Genomic DNA, 12852 nt, shown 5'->3' on the forward strand with positions numbered 1-12852 from the left:
ACATGGACATCAGCGTCGACCCCCGCGTCGACAAGGTGCTGGCCAACCGCGTGCAGTTGCAGCAGGTGATCATCAACCTCACCAAGAATGCGGTGGAGGCGATGGCCAACAGCCCGGCGCGCATCCTGCGCCTGTCCGCCATCCCGGCCCCCTCCCCGACCGACGCCGGCCGCGTGGAGGTGATCGTCGCGGACAGCGGGCCGGGNCTGGACCCCGACATGTCGCGCACGCTCTTCACCCCCTTCACCACCACCAAGGCGTCCGGCATGGGCGTCGGCCTGTCGATCAGCCAGACCATCGTGGAGGGNCATGGCGGGCGCATCTGGGCTTCCCCGTCGCAATGGGNCGGCACCGCCTTTCATTTCACATTGGACGCCGTGGATTAGACCATTTGGAAGTCGGCTCGCAAAATACGGCCAACAAGGAAGAATAGAGCATGAGCGAACCCTATCCCATCTATGTCGTGGACGATGACGAGGCGATCCGGCGNNCNNTGTCCTTCATGCTCAAGACCAGCGGCTTTGCGGTCAGGCTGTTCGAGGGCGGCACCAGCTTCCTCAAGGAAGCCGCCGGCCTGCCGCCGGGCTGCGTGCTGCTCGACGTGCGGATGCCCGACATAGACGGGCTGGCGGTGCAGCAGGAACTGCGGGCCNGGGGCGTCATGCTGCCGGTGGTGATCATGACCGGCCATGGCGACATCGACATGGCGGTGACGGCGATGAAGGCGGGCGCCAGCGACTTCATCGAAAAGCCGTTCGAAAAGGCCGCCCTGCTCGCCTGCATCGAAACGGCGCAGCGCCTGTCGGTGGCCGATCGCGGCGCCAGCGCGCGGACGGAGGATGCCCGGNCGCGGCTCAACATCCTGACCGACCGGGAGCGCGAAGTGCTGGACGGGCTGGTCGAGGNACTGCCCAACAAGACCATCGCCTATGATCTGGGNATCAGCCCGCGCACGGTGGAGATCCACCGCGCCAACCTGATGCAGAAGCTGGAGNTGAAGAGCCTGGCCGAAGCGCTGCGGATCGCCTTCCATGCCGGGTCGGCGGAGTGAGCGAGCGGCTCACCCGTCCAGCAACCTCCTGATCTGGCCAGCCAGATCGCCCAGCGCGAAGGGTTTCGGCAGCAGCGCGATGCCCGCCTCCAGACGGCCGTCGCGCATGAAGCCGTCCCGCGTATATCCGCTGGTGAACAGCACCTTGAGCCCCGGCCGCAGCGCCAGCGCCCGCTGCGCGAGTTCGCTGCCCGACATCCCCGGCATCACCACGTCGGTGAACAGCAGGTCGATCCCCTGCCCCCGCCGCTCCACCAGCCTGAGCGCCGCGGCGCCGTCCGCCGCCTCGATCACCCGATAGCCCAGGTCCCGCAATATCTCCGCCGAATAGGCGCGCACACCCGCATCATCCTCCACCACCAGGATCGTCTCGCCCTTCGCNTGCCGGTCAGCGCCAGGAACGCGCGCGCCCTCCCACAGCCCCGCCTTTCCGGTGAAACGCGGCAGGAAGAGCTGCACCGTCGTCCCCTGCCCTTCGCGCGACTGGACCTCGATATGGCCGCCCGACTGCTTGACGAAGCCATAGACCTGGCTGAGCCCCAGCCCCGTACCGCGTCCGATCTCCTTGNTGGTGAAGAAGGGTTCGAAGATCTTCGCCAGCGTTNCCTGCGACATGCCGGTGCCGGTGTCGGCCACCGCGATCATCACATAGTCCCCGNCGACCACATAGGGATGCCGCGCGACATAGGCTTCGTCGAGAGNCATATNGACCGTCTCGATGGTCAATATGCCACCGTTGNCCATGGCGTCGCGGGCATTGACCGCCAGATTGAGCAACGTGCTCTCCATCTGATTGGGGTCGGCCTCCACCGCCCACAGACCCTCGCCACGCCGGATGTCGAGCCGGATCAACTCGCCCAGCGACCGCTTCAGCAGTTCGGCGAGTCCGTCGNTCATCTGCCCCAGGTCGACCGGCTTGGGCGATAACGGCTGACGGCGCGAAAAGGCCAGCAATCGCTGCGTCAGCGCCGCTGCCCGCTCCGCACCCTTCATTGCATTGCCGACCGCCCGCAGCGCCTTGTCCTGCTCATCGCCCTTATGCAGCGCCCGCTCGGCCAATTCGATATTGCCCGCGATGACGGTCAGCAGATTATTGAAGTCATGCGCGATCCCCCCGGTCAACTGGCCCACCGCTTCCATTTTCTGGGCCTGGCGGAGTTGCTCCTCGATCGCGCGTTTCTCGGTCAGGTCGCGCGTCACCTTGGCAAAGCCGATCAGCCTGCCCTGCTCGTCATGGATCGCGTCGACGACGATATTGGCCCAATATTCGCGGCCGTCACGCCGCATGCGCCAGCCTTCCGCCTCGAACCGGCCGGCGACCGATGCGATCCGGATCGTCCGCTCCGGCATTCCCGCCTCCCNGGTCGGCCGGGGTATAGAAGATCGAGAAATGCCGCCCCAATATCTCCTCGGCGGCATAACCCTTTATGCGTTCGGCACCTGCATTCCAGTTGGTGATGATGCCCGACGCGTCCAGCATGCACAGCGCATAGTCCGTCACCCCCTGCACCAGCTTGCCGAAGCGCTGCTCGCTTTCCTCCAGCCTGGTGAAAGCGCGCTGGATTTCCGACGTGCGCTGCTCGATCCGCTGCTCCAGCGTGGCGTTGAGCTGGCGCAACTCCGCCTCGACATCGGCACGGGCGGCGATTTCCCGCCGCGCCTGCGCATGCAGCCGGGCGTTGTCGATGGCGGTGGCGGCGTGGCCGGCTATGCCCGCCAATATCTTTTCATGTTCCGCGCTGAAACGGCCGGGCAGGCGATGGCCGAAGAACAGGCCGCCATGCACCTCCCCGCTGTGCGAAACCACCGGCACCGCCAGATAGCTGGCCACGGNCAGATGCCCTGGCGGCATGCCTTCATGCGGCGCATTATGGCCGTAGCGCGCATCCAGCCTTATGTCGTTCGACCGCACCACCCCCTGGCCCGCGAAGGTCGGCGCGAACACCGCCGTATTGCGCGGCATGGGAAAGCCGGCAAAGGCTTCCCGCTCCACTCCCGAAAGGNTGTAGAGCATGTAACTCTCCCCATCCTCCCCGACTTGATTGTAGAAGAAGGCGCCGAATTCCGCCCCGGTCAATTCCACCCCGGCATCGGTGACGGTCTGGACGATGCGTTCCAGATCCTGATCAGCGGCCACCGCGGCCCCGGCCTGGTTGACGATCTCGAAGCTGGTCTGAAGCGAGACGTTGCGGATCGCCGCCGCCACCAGCCGCGCCAGTTGTTCCAGCAACGCCACGGCGAAGTCGTCGATCGCGCCCACCCTGTCCCAATAGGCGCCGATCGCTGCCTCAGTGACGCCGGTATCGACCGGCATCATCACCATGCTCTTCACAAAGGTCGGCGCATAGGCCGTCTGCGGCACGCGAGGGTCGCGCCAGATGTCCGGGATGATGGCGGGTTCCCCATGCAGCATCGCCCAGCCCGACACGCATTCGCTCATGAGGAAGCGCTGTCCCGCCCACAGCGGTTCGATCGCGTCTTCCGCGACATAATGGCAATGGTCGCCATCGGCGGTGACGAAGCAGATTCCCTGCGCGCCGATGATCCCCCGCGCCGCCGATCGCACGACATCGACCACATCGGACAACGAACGGGCCTTCGCCAGCCGCTCCGCGGCCGCGAACAGCCGTGGCCACGGCCCCCCATTCTCCCCCTTCATCCCATGCATAGGCCCCCTGACCTTCGCAGTCGTTCGGACCGGAGCATAAGCCATTGTTTTCCAGCGACCAACCGTAACCATGGCCGAACGGGATCAATTGGTCGAATTTGGTATCCCTTGTGGGCAGAAATCTCATCCACCTGCTGATCGCTCGGCCGAAGAGGNCGCAAGGCCAGTGTCTGGAACGATTTGAACGCCCATCCGCTCCTCCCGAAGCTCAATTCCCCTTCATTTGCCAATTTGAAGGATTTATGCCACATCTGTCCCAAACAAGCTTCAACATCGCGCGCGAGGGCAGGAATGAACGCAGTGGTAACCCAGATTGGCGATCTGGCGGAGGCCGGCGAAAAGATGGTCGAACGCCTGCGCCGCAAGGCTTTTCTGCCGGATAGCCGCAAGGAACTCAACATCCGCTTCGGCATTGCCGAGGCGGCGCAACTGCTGGGCTGCTCGACGAATCGGATCCGCATGGCGGAGGAGGATGGCCGCCTGCCCCNTGCCCCGCCGACCGAAAACGGACGCCGCCCCGGCTACAAGGTGGAGGAGCTGCTGAACATGCGGCAGGTGCTGGGCGCCTCGCCCGAACGCGCCCCGCTCGACGTGCCCGCGATCATCGCGGTCCAGAATTTCAAGGGCGGCGTCGGCAAGTCGACCGTCACCACCCATCTCGCCCATTATTTCGCGGTCCAGGGCTATCGCGTGCTGGTGGTCGACTGCGACAGCCAGGCGACGACCACCACCCTGTTCGGCTTCAACCCGCATTTCAACATCCAGCGGGAAGAGACGCTCTATCCCTATCTGTCGATCGACCCGACGCAGGTCGACCTGCTCTATGCGGTCAAGCACACCGCCTGGCCCAATGTCGACCTGATCCCGTCCAACCTGGAACTGTTCGACGTCGAATATGAGCTGGCGGCGGCGGGCAGCGACGGCGGATCGGTCCTCGCCGCGCGCTTCCGCAAACTCAAACAGGGACTGATGGACCTTGCCCGCCATTATGACGTGGTGCTGCTCGACCCCCNGCCAGCCTTGGGCACGATCAGCCTTGCCGTGATGCAGGCCGCCAACGCCCTGCTGGTGCCGCTGGCCGCGACCACGCCCGACTTCTGTTCGACCGTCCAGTTCCTCTCGATGATGGACCAGGTGATCGGCCAGCTCCAGCAGGCGGGGATCGCGGTCGATTACCAGTTCGTCCGCCTGCTCTGCTCCAAATTCGACAGCAACGATCCCAGCCATTCGATGGTTCGCGCGATCATGGAACAGAGCTTCGGCCCGGCGCTTCTTCCCGTGCCCATCCTCGACAGCGCGGAGATCAGCCATGCGGCGCTGCGCATGATGACGGTCTATGAACTGGAAAAGCCGATCGGCACGCCCCGAACCCACAAGCGCTGCCGCGCCAATCTGGACGAGGCGCTTGGCCAGATAGAGGCTCTGGTGCGCCAGGGCTGGGGCCGCGTCACCCCGGCGCGGGAAGAGGATATTATCAATGCATGATGGATCGATGCGCATCACAGCGTCGCCCGCCGCCATATGTTCACTTTATGTTCCCGGTTCGCCTGGGGGGNAAATGTGATGGCGCGTAAGCAATCCGACTATCTCGCCGCTTTGCTTTCGGAGGAGGCGGAGGCTGCCACGCCTGCGCCCGCCCAGGAAGAAATCAAGGCACCGGAGCCCCCCNTGTCCGCTCCCCCGGTCCAGGGTCGTCCAGACCGTGCGCGGGGCACGACCCTGCTTGGCCGCGAATCCGCGCTCGCCCGTCTCGCCTCGGGCGAGGTGCGGCAGGTCACGCAATTGCTGCTCGACCCGGCCAAGGTCCGCATCTGGACCGGCAATGCCCGGCATCAGGCGCTTCTCAATGAGGAAAATTGCCGCGAACTGATCGATTCGATCATCGCCGAAGGCGGGCAGAAGGTGCCCGCCGTGATCCGCCGGGTCGAGGGCGACCCCGATCACGATTATGAGGTGATTGCGGGCACCCGCCGCCACTGGTCAATCAGTTGGCTGCGCGCGAACAGCTATCCCGAGATGATGTTCGTGGCGCAGGTCGCCCAGCTTGACGACGAAGCCGCCTTTCGCCTGGCCGATCTGGAAAATCGCGCCCGCAAGGACGTTTCGGATCTGGAGCGCGCCCGCAACTATGCCGAAGCTCTCAAGGCCCATTATGGCAGCCACCTGACCCGCATGGCCGAACGGCTGAAACTCTCCAAGGGCTGGCTGTCGAAGATGATCAAGGTCGCAGGCATTCCCGACCCCATCATCGACGCCTTCGCGTCGCCTGCCGACGTGCTGCTGAAACCCGCTTATGCCCTCGCGCAGGCGCTCGACGACGCAAAAGCCGCCCCGGCGATCATGGCGGAAGCCGGCCGGCTCGCCTCCGAACAGTGCGCCTTGCGCGCGGCTGGTGCAATCTTGATCCCGGCGAGCGATGTGCTCAAACGCCTGCTCGACGCCCCTCGCGCCGCACAATCCGCGCCCAGGGAAGAACCCTATGTCTGGAACACCCGTCTTGGCCGCCCCGCGCTCACCGTTCAGTCCGTCAATCGCCAGGGCGTCACCATCCGTCTCCATGCCGGGTCCGGCGCGGACATGGACATGCTGACCCAGGCCTTGCGCGACACGCTCGACCATCTCGAACGACAGGGCAAGGGGCTGCAACGCTGATGGTCGCGGGGGGGCGGGACATCGCAGCGGAATGGGCGCGGCGGATGCGCAACGCCCTCGCCGCGCAACCTGTTTCCCCGGGGAAACAGGCTCGTCCTCTTGCCGTCACCCTCCGGGGAGCATCCTCTCCGTTTCCCCGGGGAAACACCCCTCCCCGCCTCTGCTCCACATTTCTCTATTCGCTCGTTCCTTCACGGTTTAGCCATGCTGTCATCGCCCGACGCTGCGCCGTCGGAAGCCACGGGCTGCCTTTCATCGACAGGACCTGCCCATGATCCGCACCGGCAAGACCGAGATCAACGACCAGTTCGAACTCTTCCTTCCCTATATCGCGGACATGCCGCTGCGCGACCAGCGCGAGATGATGGAGCGCCCCTTCTTCAGCCTCGCCAAGACCAAGCGGGTCAAGCCAATCGACTACACCTCCCCNGACGGCAAGGCATGGGTCCATGTCTCGGCCAATCCCGACTATGGCATGGCGACCATCTGGGATGCGGACATCCTCATCTACTGCGCCTCGATACTGGCCGACATGGCCCGCCGCGGCCTCAACGACATTCCGCGCAAGCTGCATCTCATGCCCTATGACCTGCTGCGCGCCATCCACCGGCCGACCACCGGCCGCGCCTATGAACTGCTCGGCCAGTCGCTCGACCGGCTCGTCTCCACCACCATCAAGACCAATATCCGCGCCGAAAATCGCCGCGAGGCGACCTTCAGTTGGCTCGACGGCTGGACCCAGCTTGTCGACGAACGCACCGAACGCTCGCGCGGTATGACCATCGAGCTTTCCAACTGGTTCTATGAAGGCGTGCTTATGCAGGGCGGCGTGCTCAGCATCGACCGCGCCTATTTCGACCTCACGGGCGGCCGCGAACGCTGGCTCTACAAGGTGGCGCGCAAACATGCCGGCGGTGCGGGCGAGGCCGGCTTCGCCATCTCCATGCCGACCCTGTTCGACAAGTCCGGGGCCGAGGGCGCGTACCGCCGCTTCAAGTTCGAGATCGCCAAGATCGCCGAACGTGACCCCCTGCCCGGCTACACGCTGCATCTCGAACAGGCGGAGGGCAAGCGCGAACCCTCGCTGCGCATGCGCCGCCGCTCCGCTGTTCCATCTCCCTCCGTCAGCGCTCCGGCCAGCCTGCCCGCCGCCCGGCCCGTTACTAAGCCGACTTCCGATAGTCCCTCCCCCTCCCCCTCTTCGTCCCCCTCCCCATCCGTGGCGGCGGAAAAGCCGGAACTGTTCGACGCGAGCGCCATGATCCGCCGTACCGTGGCGGGACTGTCCGCCAAGGCCAGCGCGGGTGAGATCACCGACGCCACGCTCGCCACCTTGCGCGCAGAATGCCCTGGCTGGGACTATCAGGCACTGCATCAGGAATTTCGCGACTGGCTTGACGGCGATGCCGCTCGTACGCCGGTCAGCTACCAAAAGGCCTTCATCGGCTTCGTCCGTCGCTTCCACGAGAAGAACCGGCACCGCCTCTGAACCGTCGGCCGAGATCCGCGCGCCCCTGGCGCCCGGACCGGTGGCCCCTCTCCCACTCCCGCCTGCCGATCTCGCCATTACGGCCCGTCATCATGCGGGCCGACGATCATCCTATTGCGGCTATTCCCCTTACAGCCAGTCGAGCGCGCATGGCCCGACAAACCATGGTCATCCGCACACCCTCTGACCGCCGCGCCGGTCTGCCATCGGCCTTTGTGCGGGCCCGGCCATCCCCCGTCTCGATGCCACGGAAGGATGGATGGCCGTTCCCGAAGTGTCGGGTGCGCTTCCCAGAGGATGAAACAACCGCTTCCAGCCATTCCGCTCCGCTCAAGCCGTCGAAGATTTTGAACGTCCTCCCGGACCCCATTTCGAAAACTGATTCAATCCGGTCCGCCATATCGAGGCAAATCCGCTATCGTCGACACTCCAGGAACGGTCTTCGCCCCTTCAGGAACGGTTCCCCGACATTTCAGGAACGGACGGTCCGACACAATGGGAACGAACCATCGATCCTATGGGAACGGGCCCTTCCGGCCGACTCATGCGATTCCGGCGATTCGGACGACTGCGCCGGGGCCGGTAACTCTCTAACTAACTTAGAAACCTTGTAACTGGCCGGAGATATTGCCTTGGGAATTTATGGATGAATCTACAACGGCCCGTTCCGTCTACCGACCACCCAACCCCGAAAGCCGACCCTCCGTCAGCCGCTCCACCTGCGCCACCAATTTGGTCGCACCCTGATGGGAAATGCCGAGCAATCGGGCGATCGCCGTCCTGCCAAGCCCAGGATAAGCCAGTTCCAGCCGGATCAGGAGCGGCGCCTTGCTTCGCCGTGTGACCGGCAACTGGGGCAATTGCGCGAGCTTCGCTTCCAACCGGTCCAGTTCAACCAGCCCCTGACCTGCCTGCCTTGCGATCATGGTTGCCATATGCCCGGCCAGTGCCTCTGGATCATCCGGCAGGAAGCGGGGCAGATCGACCAGCGAGGGCAGGGGACGAAGAGCCAGACCGGCCGCGACAAGCGCCGCGGGCAGATGGCAGGCCAACAGCCACCCCGTATCGAACCGCCGCGCTTCTATCCGCAACTGCCGCCCATCGATCGTCGTGAGCAATTGTCCTTCCGTCGCTGGCATGTCCAGGCTGGTGCGTGCTTCGATCAGACGCCGGGCGACCGTCTGGAAGGATGCGACAGGGTAGGGAGCTTCCAGCAGCATTTGCGCCATGCGCCAGAGCGGACCAAAACGCACCAGGTCCTCCGGCGCCCAAAGGTCGGCCTCCTTCCGATCGTCCAGCAAGCTACGCGAGACATTGAGCGTCGCCCGCGCGATAGGGTCGCCATGGCCCTCCGTCGCAGACAGGGCAAAGTGAAACAGGGCGGCGATGGAAAAGGGATCGTTCAGACCTTCGCTGTGCCGGGGCGGAGCCGTGCGGCCGCAAATCCAGTCCTGCAGGTTCCTCACCGACACGGGAATGCCCGCAAAGCTTGCCAGGGCAGCCGCGCCCTTCAATCTCGCCTGCGCCAGCCAGATATCGGCTGCCGGGCTGTTGAGCAGCCTTCCGTCGAGTCGGCCGAGGAGAAGCAGGGCTTGATCCGAAGAGGATGAGAAATCGCGCATTTCCTATGGATAGCGCAAGGGCGCGTACAACCAAAGAGGGGTGTTGGTTGTATCCGCTGATAGGCCCGGATTGGAAGGGTGAGATGTCTTACATGAAGGACTCGACCACGAAGCTGCTTATGGCACATCGGCATGAGCGCGGCCAGCATGATTTGACGTCGGATGGGCGAGGGCAGGGCGGTTGGCAGGGCCCCGCAACAAGGCAGATCTCCTGTTCGCACAAGGCAAACAGAGCGCCTATCGCGAAGGAGGCCAGGTCTCGGTCGTGAGCTGACCTCCTGACCCCGCTTTGCGCACAACCGTTCACGGCGAAAAAAGCGGCTGGTCGACAGCGGATGGATCGAAAAACGATCGGGTTCCGGAATATGTTGTTTCGGTCCTCCCTCCGGACAACAGGCGCCAGCCCTTTGCGGACCATGGGCCCAGAAGAGAGAACAAAATGGGAATTGCGGCTATTTGCCGTTTTAAGGCCCAACAGCCCTCGATCAGCTGTCCTGTATAGGATTGCTTGTCCCAGCCCTGTTTTGGTGCCCAGTGGCGCTACAGCGGTGCCTAATTTTTTGGCAGGCGAAGCCATATGGCCGGCTGGAAATCGTCGAAAGGGTAGGGGAGGGGCCCAGCAGAGACATGACCGTCCTCGCACCGCGCTCTTCGGGAAGGCAGCGGAGCGGATGGAACGGCCATGCATGGGACGGCTTCGGTGGGGACGAAGTAGGCCGAGGTTCGATTTGCTTGTTGCCATGATTGCCCGATCGTCAGCTCAGGTCCCTCAGATCGTGGAAATCCCCTCGATGACGGAGCTGGCAGGGGAGGGCGACAGATCGTCCTTACTGAAAGGCAGGGGACGGTGATCGGGCTCGTGCGAAACCCCTTCGCCTTACATCCGTTTGGAAACGACGGGCGCAGAAGGGTGGATGGAGCGATCGCCGGCGCTATCGATTTTCCGAAATGGTCGGCAAAGTCCCCGGCGATCATTTCAAACCGTGAAGACAGCGTGACCCTTGGTTTGTGAATATATCGCCGGGTAATATCGGAAGGGGAAGATGATCCGGTGTCCTTCCCAGATCATGCAGATTACCTCTCGACGCCGAAAGTCGCCATGCCAAAGCCACGGACCGGCCATAGACATGACAACGCCCCGATCACGTCTACGGATCGGGGCGTAATCTCGATCACTCGGCCCCCCGAAAGGGCCGAAACTTTATGCAGCGGTTTCAGGCGTCGTCGTCTTGGCCGGAGGGGCCTTTGCAGCAGGCTTCTTCTTAAGAGCAACCTTGGCCGCAGGAGCCTTTGCAGGAGCTTTCGCCGCCACCGCAGGCTTGTCGATCCCCTTTGCCGGAGCCGAGGGAGCATCCTTCTTCTCGGCCGTCGGCGTGGCGATGGACAGGCGCTTGCGAGAAGCCGCAGCCTTGGGCGCGGTAGCTTTTGCCGGGGCCTTGGCTTCCGCTGGCTTGGCAGCAGGTGCCTTTGCGGCGGGCGCCGCCTTGGCCACCTTGGCTTTTGGAGCTGGCGCCTTGGCTGCGGCCGGTTTCGGAGCGGCAGGTGTCTTGGCTTCGGCCGGCTTTGCTACAGGTGCGGTCTTTGCCGCAACAGGTGCAGTCTTGGCGGACACCACAGGCGCGGCGACAGAGGCAGGTTGCGTTGCCGGCTTCTTGCTCACCGGCTTGCGGCCCAGGCCGAGCTTGGTGGCAACTGCGCGGCGCGCTTCGGAATAGTTGGGCGCGACCAGCGGATAGCTTTTGGGCAGGCCATAACGGTCGCGATATTCGGCGGGGGTCAGACCATGACTGGCCAGATGGCGCTTCAGGGTCTTGTACGGCTTGCCGTCGATCATGCTCAAAATATGTTCGGGCGACGACAGGCTCTTACGAACCGACACGGCGGGCGTAAAAGTCGGTGCCGCCGGTACGGCCGCTTTCGCTGCCGGATCCTCAGTCAAGGCAGACCGCGTTGTTCGAATGAGATCGGCGAGACCTTCGCTTGGAACCGTATTGTTGGAGACGAACGCACTCACCAGTTGAACAGTGAGCGTCGTGATGTCAGGCTGATTATCTTCAGACATTGGCCCCGCTTCCCATATTATGACCGGTAGAAGCTGCCTTTTGCGCGGTTTTGATGCAAATGTAAATCCGAAACACCATTAAATCGGAACAATAGTCGCCATTTATCTGCATGGCGACTGATTTGCTGTACCGGGACGGCACAGGTCGAGCTTCCTTGGCCTGCCGTCCAGGCGGAATTTTCGATCTGGCGCAGCAAGGCCCCGCTCGAAATTTTCAGTTCATCATGTGACAGCGGCTACTGTATTCGGACGGAATTTCCTTTCATCAGGCAAATGGTTGCAGCAATCCAATCTGTCCTGTCGCATGGGCAGACATCACGCTTCTGTTATTGGAAGTGTTATTGGAAGAGATCGGTGCGGAATGAAAATCTATTACAGCGCCATATAAACCATATGGCTCAATGGTGCGACCGCCGCATCTTTTCGCGCCCGGCAGTTGAGCTGCATGGGACGGATACCGGAAAAAAAGGCCGGTCTTTCGACCGGCCTACTGAGTTTTAGGAGAGGATGCCTGAAAGGCACGGGCCAAATGCTCTGTCGTGGACGACATCGCAAATGCGAAACATGTGATCATGATTGCATCGGACGCAATCCATCCGACATCTTTACCGGCGGGGCATGAGGAGGCTCGTGCAGGCCGAACAGATAATGGCGCTCCTCCATCAGCGGAGGGGGCGCCCTATAAAAAGATGCCGGGCATTTCGCGTCAGCGCAAATGCCCGGCCTTCCCTTATCGCATTTTTGAAAAATGCCTTAGCCGTTCAACTGGTCCTTCACGGCCTTGGCCGGGGTGAAGGTCAGCTTCTTGGAAGCTGCGATCTGGATCACGGCACCGGTCGAAGGATTGCGGCCCTCGCGAGCAGGCTGATCCTTGACCTTGAACTTGCCAAAGCCGTTCAGCGAAACTTCGTCGCCCTTCGTCGCGGCACCGGCGATCGCGGCGAAGACGCTGTCGACATACTTACGCGCGTCGGCCTTGGTCAGACCATGATCGGTGGCCAGAGCTTCGGCGAGTTCAGCGTTGTTCATAATCATCTCCCTTTCGTGGACGGATGGTCTTAACCTGTCTGATCGCGCTCAACCAGCCCCTTTGCGACCGATAATCAGGGAAAAACAGCGATAAAATCGCGTTTTTTCGGCTTTTGCGGTCCAAATTCGGACGAACCCGCCGCGCTGGATGGCATTTGCCGCCACGGTCGGTTCATGCGGTTAGACCGAAATGGCTGCAATTGTCGCCGCGATTTCCTCTTCAAAGCCCCAGTTTGTCCCCTCCTGGCCTTTCCGAAAGCTTGCCGAATTCACCGATCC

Annotated in this window: 5 protein-coding genes and 20 pseudogenes; 14 read left to right on the forward strand and 11 right to left on the reverse strand. The window is 63.0% G+C overall.

Annotation, left to right across the window (positions count from 1 at the left end):
- The 8 genes and pseudogenes from CAF53_RS29055 to CAF53_RS29070 form a co-directional block, all read left to right on the forward strand.
- Positions 1-205, forward strand: a pseudogene (locus CAF53_RS29055) (PAS domain-containing sensor histidine kinase); the annotation flags it as partial.
- Position 206: 1 nt separating this feature from the next.
- Positions 207-307, forward strand: a pseudogene (locus tag CAF53_RS28115) (hypothetical protein); the annotation flags it as partial.
- 129 nt (positions 308-436) lie between these two features.
- Positions 437-489, forward strand: a 53-nt coding sequence (locus tag CAF53_RS29060) for a hypothetical protein (protein ID WP_277949212.1), incomplete at its 3' end; no start/stop codon positions are given.
- Between the two features lie 5 nt (positions 490-494).
- Positions 495-652: pseudogene (locus CAF53_RS28120) on the forward strand (response regulator); the annotation flags it as partial.
- A gap of 1 nt (position 653) precedes the next feature.
- Positions 654-847, forward strand: a pseudogene (locus CAF53_RS28125) (response regulator); the annotation flags it as partial.
- A 1-nt stretch (position 848) separates the two neighbouring features.
- Positions 849-905 (forward strand): annotated as a pseudogene (locus tag CAF53_RS29065) (hypothetical protein); the annotation flags it as partial.
- A 35-nt stretch (positions 906-940) separates the two neighbouring features.
- A pseudogene (locus tag CAF53_RS28135) lies at positions 941-994 on the forward strand (LuxR C-terminal-related transcriptional regulator); the annotation flags it as partial.
- A 1-nt stretch (position 995) separates the two neighbouring features.
- Positions 996-1051 (forward strand): annotated as a pseudogene (locus tag CAF53_RS29070) (hypothetical protein); the annotation flags it as partial.
- A 9-nt stretch (positions 1052-1060) separates the two neighbouring features.
- Here CAF53_RS29070 and CAF53_RS28140 read toward each other — a convergent pair.
- The 8 genes and pseudogenes from CAF53_RS28140 to CAF53_RS29240 form a co-directional block, all read right to left on the reverse strand.
- A partial coding sequence (locus tag CAF53_RS28140; RefSeq protein ID WP_242443486.1) for a response regulator occupies positions 1061-1432 on the reverse strand: 372 nt, incomplete at its 5' end.
- A 1-nt stretch (position 1433) separates the two neighbouring features.
- Positions 1434-1619: pseudogene (locus CAF53_RS28145) on the reverse strand (ATP-binding protein); the annotation flags it as partial.
- A gap of 37 nt (positions 1620-1656) precedes the next feature.
- Positions 1657-1709, reverse strand: a pseudogene (locus CAF53_RS28155) (hypothetical protein); the annotation flags it as partial.
- An 82-nt stretch (positions 1710-1791) separates the two neighbouring features.
- Positions 1792-1840: pseudogene (locus CAF53_RS29075) on the reverse strand (hypothetical protein); the annotation flags it as partial.
- Between the two features lie 104 nt (positions 1841-1944).
- Positions 1945-2401: pseudogene (locus CAF53_RS29235) on the reverse strand (histidine kinase dimerization/phospho-acceptor domain-containing protein); the annotation flags it as partial.
- A 12-nt stretch (positions 2402-2413) separates the two neighbouring features.
- Positions 2414-2884 (reverse strand): annotated as a pseudogene (locus CAF53_RS28175) (PAS domain S-box protein); the annotation flags it as partial.
- A 1-nt stretch (position 2885) separates the two neighbouring features.
- Positions 2886-3054, reverse strand: a pseudogene (locus CAF53_RS28180) (hypothetical protein); the annotation flags it as partial.
- 1 nt (position 3055) lies between these two features.
- Positions 3056-3791, reverse strand: a pseudogene (locus CAF53_RS29240) (GAF domain-containing protein); the annotation flags it as partial.
- Between the two features lie 219 nt (positions 3792-4010).
- Between CAF53_RS29240 and CAF53_RS28190 the strand changes: the two are divergent.
- The 6 pseudogenes from CAF53_RS28190 to CAF53_RS16390 all read left to right on the forward strand — a co-directional run.
- Positions 4011-4206: pseudogene (locus CAF53_RS28190) on the forward strand (chromosome partitioning protein); the annotation flags it as partial.
- Position 4207: 1 nt separating this feature from the next.
- Positions 4208-4731 (forward strand): annotated as a pseudogene (locus CAF53_RS28195) (AAA family ATPase); the annotation flags it as partial.
- Between the two features lies 1 nt (position 4732).
- Positions 4733-5204 (forward strand): annotated as a pseudogene (locus CAF53_RS28200) (chromosome partitioning protein); the annotation flags it as partial.
- 184 nt (positions 5205-5388) lie between these two features.
- Positions 5389-6371, forward strand: a pseudogene (locus tag CAF53_RS16385) (ParB/RepB/Spo0J family partition protein); the annotation flags it as partial.
- A gap of 271 nt (positions 6372-6642) precedes the next feature.
- A pseudogene (locus CAF53_RS28205) lies at positions 6643-6800 on the forward strand (replication initiator protein A); the annotation flags it as partial.
- Between the two features lies 1 nt (position 6801).
- Positions 6802-7860 (forward strand): annotated as a pseudogene (locus tag CAF53_RS16390) (replication initiator protein A); the annotation flags it as partial.
- 671 nt (positions 7861-8531) lie between these two features.
- Here the strand turns inward: CAF53_RS16390 and CAF53_RS16395 are convergent.
- The 3 genes from CAF53_RS16395 to CAF53_RS16405 all read right to left on the reverse strand — a co-directional run bounded on the left by CAF53_RS16395 (position 8532) and on the right by CAF53_RS16405 (position 12573).
- Positions 8532-9482, reverse strand: coding sequence for a hypothetical protein (locus tag CAF53_RS16395; RefSeq protein ID WP_100238875.1), 951 nt, complete (start codon positions 9480-9482; stop codon positions 8532-8534).
- A gap of 1201 nt (positions 9483-10683) precedes the next feature.
- Entirely contained in the window at positions 10684-11544 is an 861-nt protein-coding gene (locus tag CAF53_RS16400) for a MucR family transcriptional regulator (protein WP_100238876.1), read from the reverse strand.
- Positions 11545-12297: 753 nt separating this feature from the next.
- Positions 12298-12573, reverse strand: coding sequence for an HU family DNA-binding protein (locus tag CAF53_RS16405; RefSeq protein ID WP_046763704.1), 276 nt, complete (start codon positions 12571-12573; stop codon positions 12298-12300).
- Positions 12574-12852: the final 279 nt, after the last annotated feature.

This window comes from Sphingobium sp. LB126, from assembly GCF_002795205.1.
Lineage (GTDB): Bacteria > Pseudomonadota > Alphaproteobacteria > Sphingomonadales > Sphingomonadaceae > Sphingobium > Sphingobium chungbukense.